This window comes from Nocardioides marmoribigeumensis (assembly GCF_031458325.1).
Taxonomy (GTDB): Bacteria; Actinomycetota; Actinomycetes; order Propionibacteriales; family Nocardioidaceae; genus Marmoricola_A; species Marmoricola_A marmoribigeumensis.
In genome coordinates this window covers 749,555-773,093 of the sequence record NZ_JAVDYG010000001.1, presented here as the reverse complement: position 1 = coordinate 773,093, position 23,539 = coordinate 749,555, and the positions used below count along the sequence as shown (strand labels likewise).

The window sequence follows — 23,539 nt, the reverse complement described above, 5'->3', positions numbered from 1 at the left end:
GTCTGGCAGGGGCGGTCGCTTCTCCTAAGGTGGATGTCATGGGCGAGGACGTCGAGCACCAGACCTTCACGCGTGAGGACCGCACGCGCTACCGCAAGAAGGTGCGCGCGTGCCTCGACGTGTTCGAGCGGATGCTCGTGGAGTCGAAGTTCGACTTCGACCGGCCGGCCACCGGGCTCGAGATCGAGCTCAACCTCGTCGACGAGGACGAGCGGCCCGCGATGCGCAACATGGAGGTCCTCGAGCAGCTCGGCGACCCCGACTTCCAGACCGAGCTCGGCAAGTACAACCTCGAGATCAACGTGGCGCCCAAGCGCCTGCCCGAGCAGGGCGTGATGGCCTTCGCCGACGGCATCCGCAACAGCCTCGACGCCGCCGAGAAGGCGGCCAACAGCGTCGGGGCCCACCTGGTGATGATCGGGATCCTCCCGACGCTGACCGAGGAGACCCTCAGCGCCGACTCGCTGTCGGGCAACCCGCGCTACCACCTGCTCAGCGACGAGATCCTCGCCGCACGCGGGGAGGACATCTCGCTCGACATCCAGGGCCCGGAGCGCCTCTCGGTGACCGCGGACTCCATCGCGCCCGAGGCGGCGTGCACCAGCACCCAGCTGCACGTGCAGGTCAGTCCCGAGCAGTTCCCCAGCTTCTGGAACGCCAGCCAGGCGATCAGCGGGGTTCAGCTCGCGCTCGGCGCCAACTCGCCCTACCTGATGAGCAAGGAGCTGTGGCGCGAGACGCGCATCGCGCTGTTCGAGCAGGCCACCGACACCCGGGGGGAGGAGCTCAAGGCCCAGGGGGTGCGCCCTCGCGTGTGGTTCGGCGAGCGCTGGATCACCTCGATCTTCGACCTGTTCGAGGAGAACGCCCGCTACTTCCCGGCGCTGCTGCCCGTGCTCTCCGACGAGGACCCGGCCGAGGTGCTCGCCGCCGGCGGCACCCCGTCACTGGACGAGCTCCGCCTGCACAACGGCACCGTCTACCGCTGGAACCGCCCGATCTACGCCGCGGTCGACGGGGTCCCGCACCTGCGCGTGGAGAACCGCGTGCTGCCCGCCGGCCCGACCGTGATGGACACGATCGCCAACGCCGCCTTCTACTTCGGGCTCGTGCGCGCGCTGGCCGAGCAGGACCGCCCGGTGTGGTCGCAGATGTCGTTCACGGCGGCCGAGGAGAACTTCCACTCCGCCGCGATCGCCGGCGTCGAGGCCCAGGTGTACTGGCCCGGGGCCGGCCAGGTGCGCGCCACCGAGCTCGTCGTACGCCGGCTGCTGCCGCTGGCCGCCCAGGGCCTCGAGGCCTGGGGCGTCGACGGCGAGGAGGCCGGGCGGCTGCTCGACATCATCGAGCAGCGTTGCCTGACCGGGCAGAACGCCGCCTCGTGGTTCGTCGACCAGGTCCACCGGCGCTCCGGGGAGGGCGACCGGGCCGGGGTGCTGCGCCGGGTGCTCGCCGACTACCGACCGCGCATGCACAGCAACGAGCCGGTCCACACCTGGCAGTGAGGGCCGCGTCGGCGGCTCAGCGGGCGATCCTGAGCCGCTTCCACGTCCGGGAGTCGCCGGACACCGGGTCGAGCCAGCCGTAGCGCGTCACCACCCAGAAGCCGGCCGTCGCCAGGTCGTGGGCCGAGCAGGCGTGGCGGGTCGCGGCGAGCCAGGCGCGGTCCTCGTCGTGCAGGACGGGGTGCCCGGGCCGCAGGAGCCACACGTGGGCGGTGCCGTCGCGGGGGACGCGCGGGTGGCCGAGGAGACGGTCGACCACGTCGAACCGCAGACCGGCGTCGAGCCACGCCGGTGGCGGCCACGGGTCGCCCTGCCACGGCGCGATCGGCCCGCTCAGCACCGTGCCCGGACCGCGGCTGCCGAGCTCGCCGAGGGCCAGCCGGGGCGCGAAGAGGCGGCGCTGGTGCTCCTGCCGCAGGAGGCCCACCTCGGCGCGGAGGGCACCGAGCAGGCCCGCGCGACGGGCGGGCTCGGGAGGGTCGGTCACGGCGTGAGTCTGCCTCGCGGCACCGACGGGCCGGGGCCTCCCTCCACAGGCGGGCACGACTGCGTGGACCTCCGGGACGTGCGACGGCTCCCGGTCCACTGGGAGCGGGACCGAGAGCCGTCTGTCGGAGGTGGTGGGTCGCGGGGTGCCCGCGGGGCTCAGGCGTGCCCGAGGCGAGGGGAGTAGGTGAGGTCGTTGCGCACCTTGCGCAGCTGCGCGTCGTCCGCGGTGAGGTCGCGGCGGTTGAGCGTGATGAAGCCGACGCCGACCTTGACCCAGCGGGGCCGGTCGAGGCAGGAGCGGGAGATGCGCATCGAGAAACGGTCACGCCGGTAGTTCACGTGGTGGCCGACCACGCAGTTCTCGCCCGCCTCGTCGGAGTCGACGCCCTTCCACATGCCCGGGCCGGCGAAGACCTGGAAGGTGCGCTCGGAGCCGTCCGGCGTCCGGATCGAGACGATCTGGATCAGGCCCTGGCCCACCCGGTCGAGCCGGCGGAACTTGCCGACCACGCGGACGGCCCGGACCTGGTGCCAGATCTTGACCTTGACGTAGTCGCCCTGCTTGCGGTGAGGCGCGCGCACGAAGCCGTCGTTCCCCATGCTCATCACGCTGACCTTGCGCACGTCGTGGGCCGGGTCGTGGTGGATGTAGCGCTCGGCGGAGGCCGGCGCGCTCAGCCCTGCGGTCAGCAGGACCGCGGCGAGCAGCCCGAGTGCGGTGCGGGTGACGGTGGTGTGCATGGGGACGGGGGAGCCTTCCTCGAGAGCTCGGCGCGCCACGGTCACACGCGGCGGGCCGCCGGCGCATCGGCCGTTCGGCGTGGACGGGCGACCTGATCGGGTCGCCCCGTGTCAGGATGCGGCTCCTCGGGCGCGTCGGACCTGCGACACGCAGGCGACGCACGGGCGGGGGTCGACGACCGGCAACGCAGGAGGAGCGCCATGGGCGAGGAGAGCACGCGGGACGAGCCGACCGGCGGCACGGGCCTGGGGCACCGGTCGGTGTCGATGACCCGCGTCGCGCCGGGGGAGTACGCCGTCCGCAACGTCCGCGGGGGCACCATCCGCATCGGCGGTGGCGGCACCGCCGACTTCACCCCCGTCGAGCTGCTCCTGACCGCGATCGCGGGCTGCAGCGCGGTGGACGTGGACGCGGTGACCAGCCGCCGGGCCGAGCCGACGCAGTTCGAGGTCGCGGCCTCCGGCGAGAAGGCCAAGGACGAGCGTGGCAACCACATGGAGGGCCTCGAGGTGACCTTCACCGTGCGGTTCCCCGAGGGGGAGGCCGGTGACCGGGCCCGCGACATGCTGCCCCGGGCGGTGACGATGAGCCACGACCGGTTGTGCACGGTGTCGCGCACCGTCCAGCTCGGCACGCCGATCGAGATGCGGCTGGGCTGACCCGGGGCTGACGGGGTCCACGCGCCGGGGGTCGGACGACCCACACCCGCGACTCGGTCGCACTCTTGCCGACGCCCGGTGGACGACGTGACCCGAACGGCTGAGGTCCGCCCGCACCGTCGCCCTTTACTTTGAGGACATGACTCTCCACCGCGAGCACCGCGCCGTCGGCCACCCGGCCGGGACCACGCTCGGCTCGTGGTGCGCGTGGGGGGCCGTCGCCCTCGTGGCGCTGTGGTCGGTGTGGTGGATCCTCCCGCGCTCGTCGGTCGAGCCGACCTCGATGGCGGTCCAGGTCGTCCTGCCGCTGGTGGTCCACGTCACCGCCGCCGCCGCGATCGGCTGGGGCCTGTGGCGCCGCTACGTGCCCCCGACCGCCGGCCAGCTCGCGCTCCTCGCCCTCGGTGCCGCGGTGGCCATGGAGTCGGTCGCGCTGCTGCTCGTGGTCTTCCCGCCGGTGGCCTGAGGCCCCGGAGCTGTCGCCGCCCACGCGGCACCCGGCAGGATGTGCCCATGGCCCAGCTGCGCATCGCCCAGGACCCCGACGCCGACCGCGTCCTGTCCGAGAGCCCCTTCGCGCTGCTCGTCGGGATGATGCTCGACCAGCAGTTCCCCATGGAGCGGGCCTTCGCCGGCCCGGCCAAGATCCTCGAGCGGTTCGGGTCGATCGACCCCGCCACGGTGGCGGCGGCGGACCCCGAGGAGTTCAAGGCGCTCTGCTCCACCCCGCCGGCGATCCACCGGTTCCCGGGGTCGATGGCCGAGCGGGTCCAGACGCTGGCCCGCCTGGTCGTCGCGGAGTACGACGGCGACACGGCCCGCCTGTGGGAGGACGCGGCCTCGGGCAACGAGCTGATGAGGCGGCTGACCGCGCTGCCCGGGTTCGGCAAGCAGAAGGCGCAGATCTTCACCGCCCTGCTGGCCAAGCAGCTCGGCGTACGCCCCGAGGGCTGGGAGGCCGCCGCGGGCGGCTACGCCGAGGCCGGCGCCTTCAAGTCCGTGGCCGACGTGGTGGACGCCGAGTCCCTGGGCCGGGTGCGTGCCCACAAGCAGGAGATGAAGGCCGCAGCCAAGGCGGCCGAGGCCTGACCCGATCCTTGGAAAGGGCTGAGAGCGTGTCACAATGGACGTTGCGGCGCTTGACACCACCTGGCTCTGCCGCGCTCACAGCACACCTGGACGAGAGGTAGTTCGTGTCGTCGCGTATGCCGCGCAAGGACTCTGCAGAGGCCCTGGCCCACCCCGACATCGTTGCTCTGGTGAGCCTCGGCAAGGCCGTCGGGGAGGTGTCGGCCGAGGCGGTCCGGCAGACCTCCGAGTCCGCCGGGCTCCAGCCCCAGGACCTCCGGGCCCTCATCACGCTGCTGAGCGCCGAGGGGATCTCGGTCTCGGTCGGGGCCTCCGACACCGCACCGCGCAAGCGCGTCGCGGCGGCGACCTCGACCGCCAACAAGGTGACGGCCTCCACCACCAAGAAGGCCGCGGCCAAGAAGGCGCCCGCCAAGAAGGCCCCCGCCAAGAAGGCTGACGCCGAGGAGGCCGAGGCCGACACGGCCCCGGCCAAGAAGACCGCCAAGAAGGCGCCGGCCAAGAAGGCCGCCGGCGCGACGCCCGCGGTCGAGCCGACCGTCATCGGCCCCGACGGCAAGAAGGTCCTGCCCGACATCCCGGACGAGGAGTTCGAGAAGGACGTCGCGACGGACCCGACGCTCAAGGAGGACGAGAACAAGGGCTTCGTCATCGACAACACCGATGACACCGACGAGCCCGAGCAGCAGGTCATGGTCGCCGGTGCGACCGCCGACCCGGTCAAGGACTACCTCAAGCAGATCGGCAAGGTCTCCCTCCTCAACGCGGTCGAGGAGGTCGAGCTCGCCAAGCGCATCGAGGCGGGCCTGTTCGCCGAGGAGAAGCTCGCCAAGGGCGGCAAGATCTCGGCCAAGGTCCTCGAGGAGCTCGAGTGGATCGCCGAGGACGGCCGCCGGGCCAAGAACCACCTGCTCGAGGCCAACCTGCGCCTCGTGGTCTCGCTGGCCAAGCGCTACACCGGCCGCGGCATGCTCTTCCTCGACCTGATCCAGGAGGGCAACCTCGGCCTCATCCGTGCGGTCGAGAAGTTCGACTACACCAAGGGCTACAAGTTCTCGACCTACGCCACCTGGTGGATCCGGCAGGCGATCACGCGCGCGATGGCCGACCAGGCCCGCACGATCCGCATCCCGGTCCACATGGTCGAGGTGATCAACAAGCTCGCCCGCGTCCAGCGTCAGATGCTGCAGGACCTCGGCCGCGAGCCCACCCCGGAGGAGCTCGCCAAGGAGCTCGACATGACTCCGGAGAAGGTCGTCGAGGTCCAGAAGTACGGCCGTGAGCCGATCTCGCTGCACACCCCGCTCGGCGAGGACGGCGACTCCGAGTTCGGTGACCTGATCGAGGACTCCGAGGCGATCGTCCCGGCCGACGCGGTGTCGTTCACGCTGCTCCAGGAGCAGCTGCACGCGGTGCTCGACACCCTGTCCGAGCGCGAGGCCGGCGTGGTCTCGATGCGCTTCGGCCTCACCGACGGGCAGCCCAAGACCCTCGACGAGATCGGCAAGGTCTACGGCGTGACCCGCGAGCGGATCCGCCAGATCGAGTCCAAGACGATGTCCAAGCTCCGTCACCCGAGCCGTTCGCAGGTCCTGCGCGACTACCTCGACTGAGGCACTAAGCGGTTCCTAAGCGCTGCGGCGCAGGGTGTGGTCACAGACCAGGACCACACCCCAGGAGCCGACCATGAGCACCACGATCCGCCGCACCAGCACCGCCCTCCTCACCGCTGCCACCGCCCTGGTGGCCGTCCTCGTCGGGGCCATGGCCCCCGCGTCCGCCCAGATCTTCGCCGGCAACGGGACGTGGGGCTACTACGACGTCGGGCAGGCCACGTGCCGCAGCCGCCTCTACGGCAACACGCAGGTGGTCGACCTGACCGCGGCCTCCCCGCGGGCGTTGGCCAAGAACTTGCACGCCGGCGGAGGCAACGACGCCGCCTGGGTCCGCTTCCGGGTGTTCGTGGTCAACGCCTCGACCGGCGCGACGGTGACCAGCTCGGGCTACAGCGGCTGGAAGCGCGCCTGGGACAACTCGCCCGCGACGTGGAGCGGCGGCACGTTGTTCACCCTCGCCGGACGCGGCAACTACCGCGTCGAGACGCGGGTGGAGTGGTGGAACTCGACCAGCCGCATCGGCTGGATCGCGGACCGGACCACGAGCTACCGGCTGATCAGCGCCTACGGGTTCGCCTGGAACGGCGGGAGCTGCAGCTACGTCTTCCAGTGATCAGCCGGGCTGCTCCGCGAGCGGCTGGCGCAGGTCACCGGGCTGGGTGCGCGAGGCCGGCAGGGCGACGCGGGGCAGCGTGAGGCGGAACTCCGCCCCGCCGCTCTCGCTGCGCCGGTGGCTCAGGCCACCGTCGTTGGCCTGGGCCAGCCGGTGGGCGATGTAGAGCCCGAGACCGGTGCCCTTGATCCCCCCGGACCGGTGCCGGTCGGCTCGGGCGAACCGCTCGAACAGGCGGGCCTCGAAGTCCGGGGGGACGCCGCTGCCGTGGTCGGTCACGGTGAGCCCGGTCTCCTGGCCGCGGACCCAGGTCGCGAAGACGTACGGCGCCGCGCCGTACTTCTGCGCGTTGGTCACCAGGTTGGTGAGGATCTGGGCCAGGTGGCCCGGGTCGACCAGCGCGAGGACGGGCTCGAGGCGGGACAGGTCGGCGCCGGGCAGGGGGACGGGCATGAGCTCCAGGACGTCGCCGACCGCCTGGTCCAGCCGCACCGGCTGGGGCTCGGGGAGCAGGCCGTTGGCCTCCAGGGCGGTCGCGCTGAGGGCGTCGTCGAGCATCAGCTCGAGGTTGCGGCTGGCCTCGGCGATGCGGCGCAGCAGGTCGTCCGAGCGCTCGGCCGGCAGGTCGTGGGCCTCGCGCAGGATCTGGGTGAAGCCGTTGATCGAGGTGAGCGGGCTGCGCAGGTCGTGCGAGAGCATGCCGACCAGGTCGGAGATCTCGGCGTGGGCGGTGCTCAGCGCGAGGTTGGACTCCTCGGCGCTCTCGCGGGCCGCGCGCTCGTCCTCCAAGGTGCGCTCGTTGGCGCGCCAGTAGGCCAGGCAGGCGATGCTCTCGGCGAGCAGGAAGCCGCCGTGGACGAGCGCGAAGAGGATGGGGTGCTCCATGGCGAGCGGGTGGTTGAACACCTGTAGCGGGGCCACCAGGCCCATCGTCGCGTGGTGGGCCAGCACGAAGCCGACACCGAGCAGGTAGGGCGTCCACATCTGGTAGAGCGAGATGACCGCGATCACCACGAAGAAGTGGAAGTGCAGCTCGATCAGGCCGTGGAACAGGTGCACGAGCAGGGCCGAGCAGAGCACCAGCCCGAGCGTGGTCAGGCTGGCCCGCACCACCCGGGGGGCGCCGGAGACGGTGGCGGCCAGGCCGAGGCCGACCACGGGGGCGGTCTCGGTGAGCGAGTGGACGAGCCCGCGGTCCTGCCACAGCCCGACGAACGGCAGGGCCACGACGTGGGCCCACAGCAGCAGCGTGATCGCGCGGTGGCGGGCCTGCCAGGTCTCCTCCGGGAGGGCCGAGCCGGTGGGCAGGGCGTCGCGCAGGCGCGTGCTCAGGCGTGCGCCGAGCGTCGACGTCCCTCCCACGAGTACCCCTGACCGGCCGCTCACCCCTGAGCGCCTGTGAATCTCCCGATGGTCATCGTAGCCGCGGCGAGAGCGCTGGGGACAGGGTCGACACCGGTTGGCGGGGTCATCCCGCGGCGACGAGGGCCACGCACACCCCACAAAGGATGAGTCCGAGGGTCTGCGGGCGGGAGATGTGCTCCTTGAGGAGGAGGACGGCCAGCAGGATCGTCATCGCGGGGTAGAGCGAGGTGACCACCACCGCGACCGTGAGCAGCCCGGCCGCGGTCGAGGCCTGGTAGAGCACGAGGGCCAGCGAGCCGAGCGGCCCGCCGGGCCAGGCCCGCCAGGCGGCGCGGTCGAGCGGGAACAGGCGGCTGCCGAGCGCGGTGGCGAGCACCACGACCGTGACCGCGCTCATCGTCTGGGAGGCGACCAGGGGCCACAGGCCGGGGTCGTCGCCGAGCCGGCCGAGACCGATGAACGTGGCGGAGAAGCCGAGCCCGGCCAGCACCCCGTCGAGGATGCCGCTGTCGGAGGCCGAGCGGGGCGCGTCCGCGCCGACCTCCCCGGGCGCGCGCTCGCCGACGGAGACCAGCCAGATGCCCGGGACGGCGACGGCGAGGCCGGCCAGCACCAGGGGACCGGGCCGCTCGCCGGTCAGCAGCCCCACCGCGACGGGGACCACCGCGGCACCGACCGCGGACAGCGGCGCCACGACGCTCATCCGGCCGGCGGCGAAGCCGCGGAACAGGAAGGCGATGCCCACGCCCGATCCCACGCCGCCCATCAGCCCCCAGAGCAGGTCGGGGGTGGTCAGCCCGTGGGGCCGGGCGAGCGCGACCCCCAGCACGGCCAGGGCGCTGGTGAGCTGGACGGCGAAGGCGACGCCCCACGCCGGCGTACGACGGGACACCACGCCGCCGACGAAGTCGGAGGCGCCGTACGCCGCGGCCGAGGCGAGCGCGAGGAGGACGGTGGTCATGTCAGGTGATGAGGGCCCCGGTCAGCCACAGCGCGGCGGCGGCGAAGCCCGCGGCGAGCTCGACGAGGAGGGCGATGCCGACCGCCTTGAGGGCGGCGACGGTGGCCGGCCACGCCTGCTGGGACCCGACCCGGTTGAGCTCGGAGAGGTAGACCCCGACCACGAAGCCCAGCGGCAGCCCGATGACGGGGACCACGAAGAAGCCGACGATGCCCAGGAGCCCGCCGACGACCAGCGTCGAGGACGGCACGCCGTGGCCCCGCAGGTGGCGACCGGCGAGGAGGTACTTCAGCCCCGCCCCGGCGGCGAGGACCACCAGCGCGGCACCAGCCAGCGCCCAGCCGCGCGGCTCCCCGACGTACGCCGCCCAGCCGGCGATCGCGACCGCGACCAGCAGCGTGCCGGGCAGCACGGGGACGACCATGCCGACCAGGCCGAGGAGCACGACGAGGCCGGCGACGAGGTCGGCCGTGGTGCGGGGGTCGGAGAGGTCCACGCCCCGAGCCTGTCACGGGTCCGGGGAGGACGGCCGAGGGGCCCCGGCCTGTGCCGGGGCCCCTCGGGTGTCTCTGGTCGTGCGGTCAGCGGCTCAGCGCGCGTCCTCCGCGGCCACGGCCGGGGAGTCGATGAGCTTGCCGGTCTCGTCGTGGACGTTGACCGCGATGGCCTTGATCTTGTCGCCGTGCTCGCGGCTGTGGTGGGCGCAGAAGAGCAGCTCACCACCGCTGTTGAGGTGGACACGTACGTAGGCCTGGGCGCCGCAACGGTCGCAGCGGTCGGACGCGGTCAGGGGAGTGGGTGCAACGGCGGTGGTCATGATGTGGGCCATTCCTTCCTGTCGTCGAGCCGGCGTCGAGCGGGGTGTCGGTCCCGACTGCGACGTGGCTACTCCTCGGCAACGATCACACGGCCCACAAACTTCCCGGTCTCCCGGGCCGACGGGTGGACCGGACCTGTGATCCGTCCCACCCCTGGTTCGCGTCTCCCAGCCACGCGGACTGCCGTCCCGTGCTGGGACCCAGTGTGCAGGTCCCACCCCAGCTGACGACGGAAATCCGTTCGGCCTGTGGAATTTCACTTCCTGTGCCGAGGTTGTACCCCCGTGGCGTTCCGTTCACGCCCGGGCTCGCTCGATAGATTGGGCAAAACTCCGGAGGCGGTCATCGACAACACCTACAACGCCCACCACCTGCTGGTCCTCGAGGGACTGGAGGCCGTGCGCAAGCGGCCCGGCATGTACATCGGGTCCACCGACACGCGCGGGCTCATGCACTGCCTGTGGGAGATCATCGACAACGCCGTCGACGAGGCCCTGGGTGGCTTCTGCGACCGCATCGTGGTGACGCTGCACCCCGACGGCTCCGCCGAGGTCACCGACAACGGCCGTGGCATCCCGGTCGACAAGGAGCCCAAGACGGGCCTGTCCGGCCTCGAGGTGGTCTTCACCAAGCTCCACGCCGGCGGCAAGTTCGGCGGCGGGTCCTACGTCGCCACCGGCGGCCTGCACGGCGTGGGCGCCTCGGTGGTCAACGCCCTGTCGGTGCGGCTCGACGCCGAGGTGGACCGCTCGCCGGCCACCCAGCACATCAGCTTCCACCGCGGCGTCCCGGGCACGTTCGACGGCGAGGGCCCCAAGGCGGCCTTCACCCCGGCCTCCGGGCTGGTCAAGGGCAGGCGCGTGGCCAAGACGGTCACCGGCACGCGGGTGCGGTTCTGGCCCGACACGCAGATCTTCACCCGGGACGCGACCTTCGTGATGGAGGACCTGGTCACCCGGGCCCGCCAGACCACGTTCATCGTCCCCGGCCTCGAGATCGTGCTGCGCGACCTGCGCGGCGCCGAGCCGGTCGAGGAGGCGTTCAAGCACGACGGCGGCATCACGGAGTACTGCGAGTTCCTCTCCGCCGGCGAGCCGGTCACCGAGGTGCTGCGGCTGACCGGCAGCGACCGGTTCGTCGAGACCGTGCCGCTGCTCGACGACCAGGGCCACATGACGCCCCAGGACGTCGAGCGCGAGCTGGGCGTCGACGTGGCGCTGCGCTGGACCAACGGCTATGACGCCGAGGTCCGCTCCTACGTCAACGTGATCGCCACGCCCAAGGGCGGCACCCACGTCGGTGGCTTCGAGGCCGCGCTCACCAAGACGCTCAACGAGGCGCTGCGCGAGTCCAAGACGCTCAAGGTCGCCGAGCCCGACGTGGTCAAGGACGACGTGATGGAGGGGCTGACCGCGGTCGTCACGGTCCGGCTGGCCGAGCCGCAGTTCGAGGGCCAGACCAAGGAGGTGCTCGGCACCCCGGCCGCGCGCTCGATCGTGCGCAAGGTGGTCGCCGCCGAGCTCAAGGCGTTCCTGACCTCGAGCAAGCGCGCCGACAAGGTCCAGGTCAAGCCGCTGCTGGACAAGGTCGCCAACGCCTCGCGCACCCGCATCGCCGCGCGCACCCAGCGCGACAACCAGCGCCGCAAGAACGCCCTGGAGTCCTCGGCGCTGCCGGCCAAGCTGGCCGACTGCCGCTCCGGCGACAACGAGCGCACCGAGCTGTTCATCGTCGAGGGCGACTCCGCGCTCGGCACCGCCAAGCTCGCGCGCGACTCGGAGTACCAGGCGCTCCTGCCGATCCGCGGCAAGATCCTCAACGTCCAGAAGGCCTCGATGGGCGACATGCTCAAGAACACCGAGTGCGCCTCGATCATCCAGGTGGTCGGGGCGGGGTCGGGGCGCAACTTCGACCTCGAGGCCGCGCGCTACGGCCGGGTCATCTTCATGGCCGACGCCGACTCCGACGGCGCCCACATCCGGTGCCTGCTGGCGACGCTGTTCTTCAAGTACATGCCCGAGCTGATCTCGGCGGGCCGGGTCTTCACCGCCGTGCCGCCGCTGCACCGCATCGAGCTGACCAACCCCAAGAAGGGGATGGAGAAGTACGTCTACACCTATTCCGACGTCGACCTGCAGCGCAAGCTGGCCGAGCTGACCAAGAAGGGCCTGCGCTGGAAGGACCCGGTGCAGCGCTACAAGGGCCTCGGCGAGATGGACGCCGACCAGCTGGCCGAGACCACCATGGACCCGCGTCACCGCACGTTGCGGCGGATCACCGCCGACGACGCGGCGGTCGCGGCCGAGGTCTTCGAGCTGCTGATGGGCTCCGAGGTCGCGCCGCGGCGGGAGTTCCTGGTCCAGGGTGCCTACGAGATCGACGCCGACCTGATCGACGCCTGAGCCGCTCGGGAGGCCTCAGGCCACGGAGTGGGTGATCGTCCCGCTGTAGGTCCCGACCGGGTCGCTGCCCTGCGTGGTGACCACCAGCGTCGGCCGCCAGGTCAGCGAGGAGCTCAGCGCGACGATCGCCGGACAGGTGTACGCCGTGCGCGGGCTCGTCAGGGTCTGCGCGAGCAGGGACGTGGCCTGGCCCGGCGTGCACAGCCCGACGGTGAGGCCGGTGAGCGCGGTGGCGCTCCCGGACCAGTACTGCACCCGTGAGGCGGGGAAGGTCGCCGTCCGGCCGGCCTGGATGACGGTGAACGCCCCCGAGAGGGAGACCGTCGCGACCCACCCGGTGGCGAGCGCGACGTTGGAGCTGACGGTGACCGGACCGAGCTGGGCGGTGAGCGTGCCGCCGCTCTGGGTGGTGCCGAGGTCGGTCGGGCCCGGAGCCGTGATCGACAGGGCGTCGGCCGGGGTCGCGGTGGTGAGGACGGCCACGGCCCCGAGGACGGCCACGGGGAGCAGCCGGGTCACGGGCCCCCGCCCGGGGCCGGGGGAGCGGCGGCGACCCGCCTGCGCCGGCGCAGCAGGAGCAGCGCCAGGAGCAGGCCCAGCCCGACCGTGACCGTGCCGATCACCCAGGGGTCGGTCCACGGGCTGCCCGTGCCGGACGCCGCGTCGGTCGGGTCGGCGTCACGGGGCGTCACCGCGGCGCCGGTGCCGGAGGTGGGGAACGTGACCGTCGCGGCGGCGCGGTGCACGACGCGACCGCTGCGGAGCAGGAACTTCGCCCGCCACGGTCCGGCCGGCAGCGACTTGTCGAGCGCGATGGCGACGCTGCCCCGGTCGCCGGGTGCGAGGGTCGCCCCGCTGGCCACCTCGAAGGGCCCGGCACTGAGCCCGCCCGGCCCGCGGCGCAGCCGCACCTCGCCCCGGACGTCGATGGCGCGCTCACCGGTGTTGGTCACCTGCGCGGTCAGGGTGGGCTGGCCCGAGGCGTTGCGGCCGGGGACGATCTCGTCGACCGAGAAGTCCGACGGGGGCTCGCCGCCTCGACCCACGTCGAGGTAGAGGCGGATGCCGACCCGGTTGACCAGGCGCACGTCTCCGCCTCCGTGGGAGCGCACCGCCGCCCACAGCACGGCGTAGCGCTCGCCCCGCGCGGCGTCGGGCGGCACCTCGACGCGCACGGTCTGCTCGGTGGTCTCGCCGGGGGCGAGCCGCACCCGGGACCGGCTGACCGAGACCCAGGAGGTGAGCTCGTTGCTCGTGCCGGCCTCGTCGCCGATGAACTGGCCGTCGCGGATCTCGGCCGGCCCGGCGTAGAGCCGGACGCGCTGCCGCCGGTCGGTGTGGTTGGTGACCGCGAAGTCGCGCTCGATCGTGTCCCCGGGGTGGAGGTGGTCGACGATGTAGGCCAGGGCGCGCGGGTCGTCGCGCCGCGACTCGGGGGCCTCGAGCAGCTGGATCTCGATCGAGCCGTCCGCCGCCGCGTGCGCGGCGGTGGGCCCCAGCGTCGGCGCGAGCGCGAGCACCAGCGCGCCCAGGGCGAGCAGACGACGTGCGGTCACGCCCCCACGGTAGGGCGCCTCAGCTCACCGAGTGGGTGATTGTGGCGGTGTAGGTGCCGACGACCGCGGTGGTCGGGAGCGTCACGGTGACCGTCGGGTTCCAGGTCACGGTGTTGTTGCCCGCGCCCAGGCGTGTCGCGGCGACCACCGGGGCGGCCAGCGAGCCGCCCGCGCCGACCGCGGCGCCCCCGTCGCCCGACACCGACCCCGTGGCGTAGACCGCCTGGGCGCTGCCGATGTCGTAGGTCGAGTCGGTGCTGTGCGCGAAGCTCGTGCTGGACGCCGTGGCGGTCCAGTTGCCGAGGATGAGCCCCCGCTGGTCGGTCACGGTGACCGCGCCGAGGCTCCCGCTGACCGACGTGGTGCCGGAGGTCACCGAGCCGAGGCTGACGCTCGTCGGCGCGCTGATCGACAGGCCGCCGGCGGCGGTGATGGTGAAGGTGGTCGTGGTGTCGGCGGCCTCGGCCGGGGCGTGGACCCCGACCGTCGCGAGGCCGACGAGACCGGTGGCGGCGGCCGCGAGGGCGGCTCGACGGGTACGACGGGTACGACGGATCGTCATGGTGGTCTCCCAGGGTCGGCGGGGCGAGCACTCCCAACTCGCTCCGACTACCCGAAAGGAGACAGGACCTAAGGCCTGAAGCGGACAGGAACCGGCGGAAATGTGGTCACCGGTCTAGGCCAACTGACCAACTTCGGCCCGGCGAGGTTCAGACGTGCTGGGTGAGCAGGCCCGAGTCGACGTCGTAGAGGAACCCGCCGACCTTCACCGAGTCGCGGACCAGCGGGTGCGAGGTGACCCGGTGGACGTCCTGGGCGAGGGTCGCGAGCTGGTCCTGGATGACGTGGAAGCTCTGCCAGGTGGCGTCCACCCCAGCGGACTCCTCGACGCGGCGACGCAGCTCGTCCTCGTCGTTGGAGGCCACCGCGCAGCGGGTGTGGGGCACCACCAGGATCCGGTCGACGTTGAGCAGGTGCGTGGCCAGCACCAGCGCCTCGAGAGCGGCGTCGGTGACGCGGCCTCCCGGGTTGCGCAGGATCTTGGCGTCGCCCGCCTTCAGCCCGAGCATGCGCAGCGGGTCGATGCGGGAGTCCATGCAGGTCACGATGGCGACGCCGGCGTGGGCGACGCCGTCGAAGCCCTGCAGGTCGAAGGTCTCGGCGAAGGTGCGGTTGGCGGCGAGCAGGTCGTCGAAGGAAGCAGACTCGGTCATGCTCATGAGGTTATCCAGCCGGGGACCTATCCTGCGCCCATGACCATGGGGGGATCGTCACACGCGCACGCGCCGGTGGACCCGGCACCGCTCGCCGTGCGCACCACCCGGCGTACCTTCCTGGCCGGCGCCGGGGTCGCCGGTGCCGGCGCGCTGGGCGCGGGGCTGGCCGTGGAGGGCGGGCTCCTGCCCGGCGGCGACGTGCTCCGCGCCGTGCTCGGCCGCAACGGTGGCACGCTGCCCATCCCCGACGTGCCCCGCGGCACCCTGGTCTCCGGGTCGTTCGCGTCCCCGGCCCGTCTCGGCGCGCAGACCGGCTGGACGATCTGCTGGCCCCACGGCATCGAGCGCGGCACGCCGCTCCCCGTGCTGGTGATGCTGCACGGCCACGCCAGCGACCACACCGCGGCCTTCGAGGGCCTCGGCATGGACCGCTTCCTCACCCAGGCCGTGCGCCACGACCTGCCGCCGTTCGCGATCGCGTCGGTCGACGGCGGCCGCGACTACTGGAAGCCGGCCCCCGACGGCAGCGACGCCAGCCGCATGGTGGTCGACGAGTTCGTCCCGCTCCTCGCCGAGCACGGTCTCGACACCGCGACGATGTCGCTCGGCGGCTGGTCGATGGGCGGCTACGGCTCGCTGCGGATCGCGGGGCTCGGCCTGCTGCCGGTGCGGTCGGTCGCGACCTTCGCCCCGGCGCTGCACTACGCGGAGGACGCCGACGACGTGCTGCGCAACCCCCAGCGGCTGCGCGGGATGCCGGTGCAGGTCAGCGTGGGACGGGGCGACCTGTTCTGGCGGGTCGACCGGCAGTACGTCGCCGCGCTGCGGGCCCAGGGGGTCCGTCCCGAGGTGCACACCGGGCCCGGGGGCCACACGCAGCGGTTCTGGCGCACCTTCGTGCCCGGCCTGCTGCGCTTCACCGCGAGGCACCTCACCGCGTGAGCGGGCTGTCGCGCCGCGCCCTCCTCCGCGCCGGCGGGGGAGTGGTCGGGCTGGCCGCGGCGGGGCTCGTGCTCGGCGAGCTGGTCGAGGAGGACCGCCTCCCGGGCCGGGCCCGGTTGCACGAGCTGATCGGCAACGGCGAGGGGACGCCGTTCCCCGAGGGCCCCCGCGGCGAGCTGGTCAGCGGGAGCTTCGACTCCGCGGCCCGCCGTGGCACGGCGACGGGATGGACGGTGGCCTACCCGCACGGGACGCCCACCGACGCCGCGCTGCCCGTGCTCGTCGTCCTGCACGGCCGGGGCGGCGACCACACGACGGCGTTCACCGACCTGGGCCTCGACCGCTACGCCTCGGCGGCCGTCGCCGGCGGGGCCCGGCCCTTCGCGATCGCCACCGTCGACGGCGGCACGGGCTACTGGCGGCCCGAGCCCTCCGGCGCCGACGCCGGCCGCATGGTCGCCGACGAGCTGCTGCCGCTGCTGGCGCGGCGCGGGCTCGACGTGGAGCGACCTGCGCTGGCCGGCTGGTCCATGGGCGGCTACGGCGTGCTGCGGCTCGCCGGTCTCGACCTGGTGCCCGCGACCTCCGTGGCCACGCTGAGCCCGGCGGTGCACCGCGACGAGCCGACCTCGGCCGACGACGTGCTCGGCCACCCCGAGCGGCTGGTCGGCGTGCCGGTGCAGGTCAACGTCGGTGCGGGCGACCCCTACCGGCCGGTCGACGACGACCTGGTCGAGGGGCTGCGCAGGGCCGGGGTGGACGTGGAGCTCCACGGCGGCCCGGGGGCCCACGAGGCGCGCTACTGGCGGACCTACGTGCCCGGCCTGCTCGACTTCACCCTGCGTCACCTCGCGGGCTGAGGCACCCCGGCGACCCACGCCGCCACGGGCAGGGCGGCCTTGCCGCACGACTCCGGCCGCTCGTCGGCCCGCTCCTCGCGGGTCACCTCCACCGTCCACGCCCGGCCGTCGCGGTGCCGGACCATGACCACCTCTCGCTCGCCCTCCACGTGGAGGGCGTCGGCGTCGTGCTCACCCACCTCCCGGCGTACGGCGGCCTCCGCGGCCTGGGCAGGAGGCGCCCAGGTGCTGCGGCCACGGGTCCCGTCGAGGAGGACCTTCCCGTGGTCTGCGGCATGGAGCAGGGCGGCGGCGGTGGCCGTGGACAACCGGCCGTGGACCGACCCGGAGGGGAGCACGGCCGCGGTCGGGGCGAACCGGTGCCCCCCGAGGTGCGTGGTCTCCCAGACCCGGCCGGGGTGGGCCGCGGCGACGTGGAGGGCGACCGGGCGGCCCTCGATCGCGCAGCAGCGATCGCGCTTGCCGTTGGTGCACACGAGGAGCAGCGGCGGGACCGGCACGCAGCCGGGGACCTCCCGGCGCACGAGGTCGGCGTCGCCGGTGGCGACCGCGACGGCCAGCGCCTCCCACGGCAGGTCGCCCAGCGCGGCGGCGTCGACCTGCGCCCCGAGCAGCCAGCCGGTCCCGGGCGTGGTGTGCGCGAGCAGGAGCGTCCGCGAGTCCCCGGAGGTGCCGTCGGGCCGGCGGACCAGGACAGGGCGGACCGGCCGGGTGGTCGTCGCGCACGCCGCCTCGATGCGGGCGCCGAGGGCCGGGTCGAGGCGGCTGGCGGTGAAGGCCTTGGCGCCCCAGGGGCCGGGCTGCTCGAGGACCAGCCACCCGACGGCGTGCGGTGCGGTGCCCTCGGTGGGCTCGCCGACGGCGACGGAGGCGGTGCTGCAGCGCGGCTGGGGCTCGGTCACTTCTGGGTGGGGTCCGTGATGTCGGGGGAGAGGTCGTACTCGCCCAGGTCGAGGGCGTAGGTGACGTCCTTGGCCTTGCCGTAGAACGGGCCGGTGATCGTCGCGTCCTCGAGCAGGCCGTCGCCGTCGAGGTGCCACTCGGCCTGGAAGGTGCCGCCCGCCGCGGCGGACGGGACGGCGCCGGCCACGACCTGCCCGGGGATCGTGCCGGTGACGACCTTGCCGTCGTCGCTCTTCTGCGGCCCCTGGGTCTCGCCCAGCCAGCCGGCGAGCCCGTGCTCGGGGTCGAGCAGCTCTGCCGGGTCGGGGGCGCCGTAGGCGGCCGGGTCGATCTCGGCGTAGGAGTCGGTGAACGGCAGCTGGGCGTAGACGGCCCCGTCGACCGCGACCATCGGCAGGGTGGCGGTCAGGTCGTTGACCCGCACGCCGACCTTGCCCTTGAAGGCCGGTGCGGCGGTCAGGGTGCCGCTCAGACGGCGTACGCCGTCGACGCCGCGGGGCAGCTTGCTCGCCGTGAGCGTGAGGTCGACACCGCTGGTGTCGAGCAGCTTCTGCTGGGCCGCGGCGAGCGGGCCGTCGCCGGCCTGGGGGCCGGTGGTGGTGCCCTTGTCGGAGCCGCCGGTGCAGGCCGACAGCGCGAGCGGGACGACAAGGACGAGCGTGGTGGCGGCGAGCAGGCGGCGGCGCGTGGTTCCCCCGGTGTTCATGCGCACACCCTGTCACGCGACGGGAGACGGGACAGCCCCTGACTCCTCACCCGGTCGCACCCTCGAACGCCGCGGCCTGCACGTGCTGGGTGTCGGCACCGCGGAAGACCACGAGCGCGACGAGTCCCGCGACGACGGAGCACACCATCGCGCCGAGGAAGATCGTGTGCAGCTGCACCAGGCCGGCGTCCTGGAGCAGGCGGGAGTAGGCCGTGCACCGGCTGACCCCCTCGCCGCACACGTCCATGGGTGCGGGCAGGCCGGTCTGGCCGGCGTAGTAGGCGCGCAGCCCGACGCTGGTGAGCACGCTGAGGCCGACCAGCTTGCCCACGCTGCGGGAGACGACGAGCAGCGCGCTGCTCACGCCGTGGGAGGACTCGGTCGTGGTGGCCAGCAGCGAGGCGTTGGTCGGCGCCATCGCGAGCCCGACGCCGAAGCCGGCGAGCAGCAGCGGCACCGTGGCCCACGGGCCCTCCAACGCGTCGAAGGACCACCGCGACATCGCCCAGAAGCCGTAGGCGGAGGCGGCCATGCCCACCGCCGTCACCGGCCCGGCGGGGAAGCGGTGGGTCAGCAGACCGCCGGCGAGCGCCCCCAGCGGCAGCCCGACGAGGAAGCGCACCAGCACGAGCGCGGCAAGGAGCTGGGAGTCGTTGTAGACGGTCACCCGGGCGAACACCGGGATGTCGACGAGCGCGGCGATGAGGGCCGCGCCGACGAAGAAGCTCACCACCATCGCCCCCCACGCGGGGGTGCGTGCGATCGCTCCCCGCGGCACCAGCGGGTGCTCGGCACGGCGGTTGCGCCACCAGAAGCCGGCGCCGGCGGCCGCGCCGAGGAGGAGCAGGTAGGGGCCGGCGGGGGAGAACACCTGCACCTGCGGGTCGGAGGTGGCGAAGGCGAGGATCACTGCGCCGAGGGCGACGGCGAGCAGGAGGGAGCCCCAGACGTCGACCTCGCGCAGGGTGCCGCGCCAGGAGCCGAGGTCGACCAGCGGGCGGCGGGCGGTGAGGAGCCGCGCGACGAAGAGCACCGCGAGCGCGACGGTGGCAAGCGCGAGCGGCGAGAGCCAGCGCGACTCCCCGACCAGGGGTACGACGGCCAGCCCCCACGTCACGTCGGTGGCCAGCCGGTCGGGCGGGGCCATGACGAGCACGAGGCAGCCCAGGCCCAGCAGGGCGAGGCCGACCCCGACCGGGTCGGGCGTGCCGGTGGTGCTCGTGCGCGGACCGCGGCTGCGGACCACCGCGGCGAGCACCAGCGCCACCGCGAGGTTGAGCCAGAAGATGCCGCGCCACGAGCCGACGCTGAGCACCAGCGCGCCGTAGAGGGGACCGAGGACGTTGCCCAGCTCCTGGATGCCGCCGACGATCCCGAGCGGCACGCCCCGCTCGCGCGGCGGGTAGAGGTCGGCCACCAGGGCCAGCGTGGCCGGGAGCAGCCCGCCGCCGCCGACCCCCTGAAGCACGCGGCCGGTCACCATCGAGGGCAGGTCGTAGGCGACGGCGGTCACCAGCGATCCGACCGCGAAGAGGACCAGGCAGCCCACCAGCACCGGCACCCGTCCGCGGAGGTCGGCGACGCGGCCGATGAGGGGGAGCACGGCGACGTAGCCGAGCAGGAAGCCGGAGATGATCGGGGCCGCACGCTGCAGCTCGTCGGCCGACAGCCCGGCCGAGGCCATCATGTCCGGCAGGGCCAGCACGACGACGTAGGTGTCCGCGGCGGCGAACATCACCGCGACGGCGGCGAGACCGAGCAGGACCCGCTGGGTGCGGTCGACGCCGGTCGACGTCACGGCGCGGTGATCTCCTGGTCGGTGCCGTAGTCGCTGAGGCCGAGCGTGTAGGCGACCGGCTCCTTGCCGGTGTAGAACGGCCCGGTGATGTCGGCGCTCACCAGGCGCCCGTCGCCGTCGAGGGAGAACGTCGCGGGGAACCCGGCCGCCTTGTTGGCGCTGGGGATGACCGCGGCGACGGCCTCACCGGGCACCGTGCCGGTGTAGTCGGTGAGGACCTGCTTGCCGTTGCGGGACTGCTTGCCCTTCTCGACGCCGGTGGCCGCCGTGAGCCAGGTGGCGACCCCCGTGTCGGGGTCGAGCAGGCCCGCCGGGTCGGGGGCGCCGTAGTCGTCGGGGTTGATCGGATCGAACCCGTTGCCGCTGAAGGGCAGCTTGGCGTAGACCTTGCCGCCCACGGCGACGATCGGCACGGTCGCGCTGAGGCCGTTGAACAGCACCTTGATCTCGCCCTTGAACGCCGGCGCGTGGGTGCCCACGCCGGTGGCGTCGAGGATGCCGTCCACCCCCTCGGGCAACGCCTTGGTGCGCAGGGAGAGCCGCACCCCGGGGGTGTCGTCGAGCTGCTGCTTGGCGGCAGCCAGCACCTTGGTCGGGTCGTCGCCCCCGCCGCCGTCCTTGCCCCCGCCGCACGCGGCCAGCCCGGTGGCCAGGACGACGACGGCGAGCAGCACGCCGGCGCGGCGTCCGGGTGAGCGGGCGGCCGAGCGTCCGGGTGAGCGGGCGGCCGAGCGTCCGCTCGGCCGGGCGGCCGAGCGTCCGCTCGGCCGGGCGGCCGAGCGTCCGCTCGGCCGGGCGGCGCGGGACCGGGGAGAGGTCATGCCGTCACCCTGACACAGGGCGGGGAGGCGACCGCGGCGACCGGCTGGCTGCCGGGCACGCCCGAGCCGTCGCGGCGGCCGTCGGGGGCGGGCAGGTCCACCGGCTGGCCGGAGGCGGCGGCGGCCATCGGCTGGGCGCCGGCCCAGGCGAGCAGCAGCGCGTCCTCGCCCTTGAGGAACCGGTGGCAGCGGACGCCGCCGGTGGCGCGGCCCTTGGGGGGGTACTCCGAGAAGGGCGTCACCTTGACCGCGCCGACCTCGGTGCCGGGGAGCGCGCTGGAGGACCCGGAGATCGTCACCACGACGGCGTCCTCGATGCGGATCGCGCCGAAGAAGACCACCCTGGCGCCCGCGGCGAGGCGGATGCCGGCCATGCCGCCCCCGGAGCGACCCTGCGGGCGCACCGCCGAGGCCGGGAAGTGCAGCAGCTGGGCGTCGCTGGAGACGAACACCAGCTCCTCCTCGCCGTCGGCCAGCTCGACGATGCCCACCACCTCGTCGCCGTCGGCGAGGCGCACGACCTCCCAGGCGTCGCGGTTGAGCACCTCGGGGTTGACCCGCTTCACCACGCCCTGGGCGGTGCCCAGCGCCAGGCCGGGGCCGTCCTCGCGCAGCGCGCACAGCCCGACCACCCGCTCGGCGCCCTCGAGCACGAGGAACGACTCGACCGGCTGGCCGCCCTGCAGGTGCGGCGACCCCGCGGTCGGGGGGATGGTCGGCAGGTCGAGCACGTCGAGGCGCAGCAGCCGGCCGGTCGTCGTCAGCGCGCCGACCTGGCCCCTGGCGGTCGTGCGCACCGTGGAGACGACGACGTCATGGGTGGCGCGGTCCCCGACGGGGCCCGGCGGCTCGGCGTCGCTGGTGCGGGCGAGCAGACCGGCGGAGGAGAGGTGGACGAAGCACGGGTCGTCGGCGACCTCGAGCGGCACCGCGCTCACCGCGGTCTGGCCGGCGGAGGCGAGCAGGACGGTGCGACGCGGGGTGCCGTAGGCCTTGGCCACCTCGGCCAGCTCGTCGGAGACCACCCGGCGCAGCTGGGCGTCGTCGCCGAGGATCTGGTCGAGCGCCTCGATGGTCTGCAGCAGCTCGGACTTCTCGTTCTCCAGCTCGATGCGGGAGAACTTGGTCAGCCGGCGCAGCTGCATGTCGAGGATGTAGGTCGCCTGGGGGTCGGTCAGGTCGAAGACCGTCATGAGGCGCTCCTTGGCCTCCCCGGAGTTGTCGCTGCCGCGGATCAGCTGGATGACCTCGTCGATGTCGAGGATCGCGACGAGCAGCCCCTCGACGAGGTGCAGCCGGTCGGCGGCCTTGTCGCGCCGGAACTGCGAGCGCCGGCGTACGACGGTGAAGCGGTGGTCGAGGAAGACCTCGAGCAGCGCCTTGAGCCCCAGGGTGCGGGGCTGGCCGTCGACGAGCGCGACGTTGTTGATCCCGAAGGAGTCCTCCATCGGGGTCTGCTTGAGCAGCTGGGCCAGGATCGCCTCGGGGTTGAAGCCGTTCTTGACCTCGATCACCAGGCGCAGGCCGTGCTCGCGGTCGGTGAGGTCCTTGATGTCGGCGACGCCCTGGAGCTTCTTGGACTGGGCGAGCTGCTTGATCTTCTCGATCACGCGCTCCGGGCCGACGCCGTAGGGCAGCTCGGTCACGACGATGCCCTTGCGGCGCGGGGTGACGCTCTCGATGCGGGTGGTGGCCTGCATCTTGAACGAGCCGCGGCCGGTCTCGTAGGCGTCGCGGATGCCGTCCAGCCCGATGATCTTGCCGCCGGTCGGCAGGTCGGGCCCGGGCACGAACCGCATCAGCGCGTCGAGGTCGGCGGCCGGGTGGGTGATCAGGTGGCGGAGTGCCTGCACCACCTCGACCAGGTTGTGCGGCGCCATGTTGGTGGCCATGCCGACGGCGATGCCGGACGCGCCGTTGACCAGCAGGTTGGGGATCGCCGACGGCAGGACCGTCGGCTCCTCCTCGCGGCTGTCGTAGTTGGGCTTGAAGTCGACCGTGTTCTCCTCGATCGACCCCGTCATCGCCGAGGCGGGCGGCGCCATGCGGCACTCGGTGTAGCGCATGGCCGCCGGGGAGTCGTCAGGGCTGCCGAAGTTGCCGTGGCCGTCGATCATCGGCAGCCGCATCGACCACGGCTGCGCCATGCGCACCAGGGCGTCGTAGATCGCGCCGTCGCCGTGGGGGTGGAGGCGACCCATCACCTCGCCGACCACGCGGGCCGACTTGACGTGGCCGCGGTCGGGCCGCAGACCCATGTCGTTCATCGTGTAGAGGATCCGGCGCTGCACCGGCTTGAGCCCGTCGCGGGCGTCGGGAAGGGCGCGGGAGTAGATGACGGAGTAGGCGTACTCCAGGAAGCTCGACCGCATCTCGTCGCCCACGTCGATGTCGACGATGTGCTCCTCGAAGTCCTCGGGGAGCGGAGCGGAGCGTGTGCTGCGGCGGGCCATTGGGGCATTCTCTCCGGCCCCACC

The 23,539-nt window shown here is 73.3% G+C and carries 23 protein-coding genes and 1 pseudogene; 9 read left to right on the top strand and 15 right to left on the bottom strand.

Annotated features, from left to right (window positions below; genetic code table 11):
• Window positions 1-38 precede the first annotated feature (38 nt).
• A complete protein-coding gene (locus J2S63_RS03775) occupies window positions 39-1,505 on the top strand; it encodes a glutamate-cysteine ligase family protein (RefSeq protein ID WP_310298792.1) in 1,467 nt (488 codons plus the stop codon).
• A gap of 16 nt (window positions 1,506-1,521) precedes the next feature.
• Here J2S63_RS03775 and J2S63_RS03770 read toward each other — a convergent pair whose 3' ends face one another.
• Both J2S63_RS03770 and J2S63_RS03765 read right to left on the bottom strand, forming a co-directional pair.
• Window positions 1,522-1,992 (bottom strand): hypothetical protein, encoded by a 471-nt coding sequence (locus tag J2S63_RS03770; RefSeq protein WP_310298788.1) that lies wholly within the window; start codon window positions 1,990-1,992, stop codon window positions 1,522-1,524.
• A 158-nt stretch (window positions 1,993-2,150) separates the two neighbouring features.
• Window positions 2,151-2,735: a hypothetical protein gene (locus J2S63_RS03765; RefSeq protein WP_310298785.1), complete on the bottom strand. Its 585-nt coding sequence runs from the start codon at window positions 2,733-2,735 to the stop codon at window positions 2,151-2,153.
• A 201-nt stretch (window positions 2,736-2,936) separates the two neighbouring features.
• On the opposite strand from J2S63_RS03765, the gene J2S63_RS03760 reads away from it, so the two are divergent.
• From J2S63_RS03760 to J2S63_RS03740, 5 genes and pseudogenes are all read left to right on the top strand, one after another.
• The gene (locus tag J2S63_RS03760; RefSeq protein ID WP_310298783.1) at window positions 2,937-3,395 is read left to right on the top strand and encodes an OsmC family protein; all 459 of its coding nucleotides are present in this window, start codon (window positions 2,937-2,939) and stop codon (window positions 3,393-3,395) included.
• Window positions 3,396-3,534: 139 nt separating this feature from the next.
• Window positions 3,535-3,861, top strand: coding sequence for a hypothetical protein (locus J2S63_RS03755; protein ID WP_310298780.1), 327 nt, complete (start codon window positions 3,535-3,537; stop codon window positions 3,859-3,861).
• A gap of 47 nt (window positions 3,862-3,908) precedes the next feature.
• Window positions 3,909-4,484: an HhH-GPD-type base excision DNA repair protein gene (locus J2S63_RS03750; RefSeq protein WP_310298777.1), complete on the top strand. Its 576-nt coding sequence runs from the start codon at window positions 3,909-3,911 to the stop codon at window positions 4,482-4,484.
• A 614-nt stretch (window positions 4,485-5,098) separates the two neighbouring features.
• A pseudogene (locus tag J2S63_RS03745) lies at window positions 5,099-6,097 on the top strand (RNA polymerase sigma factor); the annotation flags it as partial.
• A gap of 73 nt (window positions 6,098-6,170) precedes the next feature.
• Complete coding sequence (locus J2S63_RS03740) at window positions 6,171-6,713, top strand: hypothetical protein (RefSeq protein ID WP_310298774.1); 543 nt, start codon at window positions 6,171-6,173, stop codon at window positions 6,711-6,713.
• On the opposite strand, the gene J2S63_RS03735 is transcribed toward J2S63_RS03740, so the two are convergent.
• The 4 genes from J2S63_RS03735 to J2S63_RS03720 all read right to left on the bottom strand — a co-directional run bounded on the left by J2S63_RS03735 (window position 6,714) and on the right by J2S63_RS03720 (window position 9,856).
• Entirely contained in the window at window positions 6,714-8,075 is a 1,362-nt protein-coding gene (locus J2S63_RS03735) for a sensor histidine kinase (protein WP_310298772.1), read from the bottom strand.
• Window positions 8,076-8,181: 106 nt separating this feature from the next.
• Window positions 8,182-9,039 carry an EamA family transporter gene (locus J2S63_RS03730; protein WP_310298769.1) on the bottom strand — a complete coding sequence of 286 codons (858 nt, stop codon included), beginning with the start codon at window positions 9,037-9,039 and terminating at the stop codon, window positions 8,182-8,184.
• Window position 9,040: 1 nt separating this feature from the next.
• Window positions 9,041-9,535: a DUF456 domain-containing protein gene (locus J2S63_RS03725; protein ID WP_310298767.1), complete on the bottom strand. Its 495-nt coding sequence runs from the start codon at window positions 9,533-9,535 to the stop codon at window positions 9,041-9,043.
• A gap of 93 nt (window positions 9,536-9,628) precedes the next feature.
• Window positions 9,629-9,856 (bottom strand): DUF7455 domain-containing protein, encoded by a 228-nt coding sequence (locus J2S63_RS03720; protein ID WP_310298765.1) that lies wholly within the window; start codon window positions 9,854-9,856, stop codon window positions 9,629-9,631.
• Window positions 9,857-10,141: 285 nt separating this feature from the next.
• Here J2S63_RS03720 and J2S63_RS03715 point away from each other — a divergent pair, with 285 nt between their 5' ends.
• Window positions 10,142-12,259: a DNA gyrase/topoisomerase IV subunit B gene (locus J2S63_RS03715; RefSeq protein WP_374725102.1), complete on the top strand. Its 2,118-nt coding sequence runs from the start codon at window positions 10,142-10,144 to the stop codon at window positions 12,257-12,259.
• A 15-nt stretch (window positions 12,260-12,274) separates the two neighbouring features.
• On the opposite strand, the gene J2S63_RS03710 is transcribed toward J2S63_RS03715, so the two are convergent.
• The 4 genes from J2S63_RS03710 to J2S63_RS03695 form a co-directional block, all read right to left on the bottom strand.
• Complete coding sequence (locus J2S63_RS03710; RefSeq protein ID WP_310298763.1) at window positions 12,275-12,778, bottom strand: hypothetical protein; 504 nt, start codon at window positions 12,776-12,778, stop codon at window positions 12,275-12,277.
• Window positions 12,775-13,815, bottom strand: coding sequence for a COG1361 family protein (locus tag J2S63_RS03705; protein WP_310298761.1), 1,041 nt, complete (start codon window positions 13,813-13,815; stop codon window positions 12,775-12,777). Before J2S63_RS03705 ends, J2S63_RS03710 begins: the two co-directional genes overlap by 4 nt.
• A 19-nt stretch (window positions 13,816-13,834) precedes the next feature.
• Entirely contained in the window at window positions 13,835-14,377 is a 543-nt protein-coding gene (locus J2S63_RS03700; RefSeq protein WP_310298759.1) for a hypothetical protein, read from the bottom strand.
• A 148-nt stretch (window positions 14,378-14,525) separates the two neighbouring features.
• Window positions 14,526-15,029, bottom strand: a complete 504-nt coding sequence (locus tag J2S63_RS03695) for a beta-class carbonic anhydrase (RefSeq protein WP_310298757.1) — start codon at window positions 15,027-15,029, stop codon at window positions 14,526-14,528.
• A 39-nt stretch (window positions 15,030-15,068) separates the two neighbouring features.
• Between J2S63_RS03695 and J2S63_RS03690 the strand changes: the two genes are divergently transcribed.
• The gene (locus tag J2S63_RS03690) at window positions 15,069-15,974 is read left to right on the top strand and encodes an alpha/beta hydrolase (protein WP_310298755.1); all 906 of its coding nucleotides are present in this window, start codon (window positions 15,069-15,071) and stop codon (window positions 15,972-15,974) included.
• Window positions 15,971-16,834 carry an alpha/beta hydrolase gene (locus J2S63_RS03685; protein ID WP_310298753.1) on the top strand — a complete coding sequence of 288 codons (864 nt, stop codon included), beginning with the start codon at window positions 15,971-15,973 and terminating at the stop codon, window positions 16,832-16,834. The genes J2S63_RS03690 and J2S63_RS03685 overlap by 4 nt, the downstream gene beginning before the upstream one ends.
• Here J2S63_RS03685 and J2S63_RS03680 read toward each other — a convergent pair.
• Genes J2S63_RS03680 through J2S63_RS03660 form a run of 5 tightly spaced genes read right to left on the bottom strand, consistent with a single transcriptional unit; the run spans window position 16,819 to window position 23,515 of the window.
• Window positions 16,819-17,736 (bottom strand): ferredoxin family protein, encoded by a 918-nt coding sequence (locus tag J2S63_RS03680; protein ID WP_310298751.1) that lies wholly within the window; start codon window positions 17,734-17,736, stop codon window positions 16,819-16,821. The two genes, J2S63_RS03685 and J2S63_RS03680, sit on opposite strands and share 16 nt — an antisense overlap.
• Window positions 17,733-18,443, bottom strand: coding sequence for an LppX_LprAFG lipoprotein (locus tag J2S63_RS03675; RefSeq protein ID WP_310298749.1), 711 nt, complete (start codon window positions 18,441-18,443; stop codon window positions 17,733-17,735). The genes J2S63_RS03680 and J2S63_RS03675 overlap by 4 nt, the downstream gene beginning before the upstream one ends.
• Before the next feature lie 46 nt (window positions 18,444-18,489).
• Window positions 18,490-20,241 carry an MFS transporter gene (locus tag J2S63_RS03670; protein ID WP_310298747.1) on the bottom strand — a complete coding sequence of 584 codons (1,752 nt, stop codon included), beginning with the start codon at window positions 20,239-20,241 and terminating at the stop codon, window positions 18,490-18,492.
• The gene (locus J2S63_RS03665) at window positions 20,238-21,062 is read right to left on the bottom strand and encodes an LppX_LprAFG lipoprotein (RefSeq protein ID WP_310298745.1); all 825 of its coding nucleotides are present in this window, start codon (window positions 21,060-21,062) and stop codon (window positions 20,238-20,240) included. Before J2S63_RS03665 ends, J2S63_RS03670 begins: the two co-directional genes overlap by 4 nt.
• Window positions 21,059-23,515 (bottom strand): DNA gyrase/topoisomerase IV subunit A, encoded by a 2,457-nt coding sequence (locus J2S63_RS03660; RefSeq protein ID WP_310298743.1) that lies wholly within the window; start codon window positions 23,513-23,515, stop codon window positions 21,059-21,061. The genes J2S63_RS03665 and J2S63_RS03660 overlap by 4 nt, the downstream gene beginning before the upstream one ends.
• Window positions 23,516-23,539: the final 24 nt, after the last annotated feature.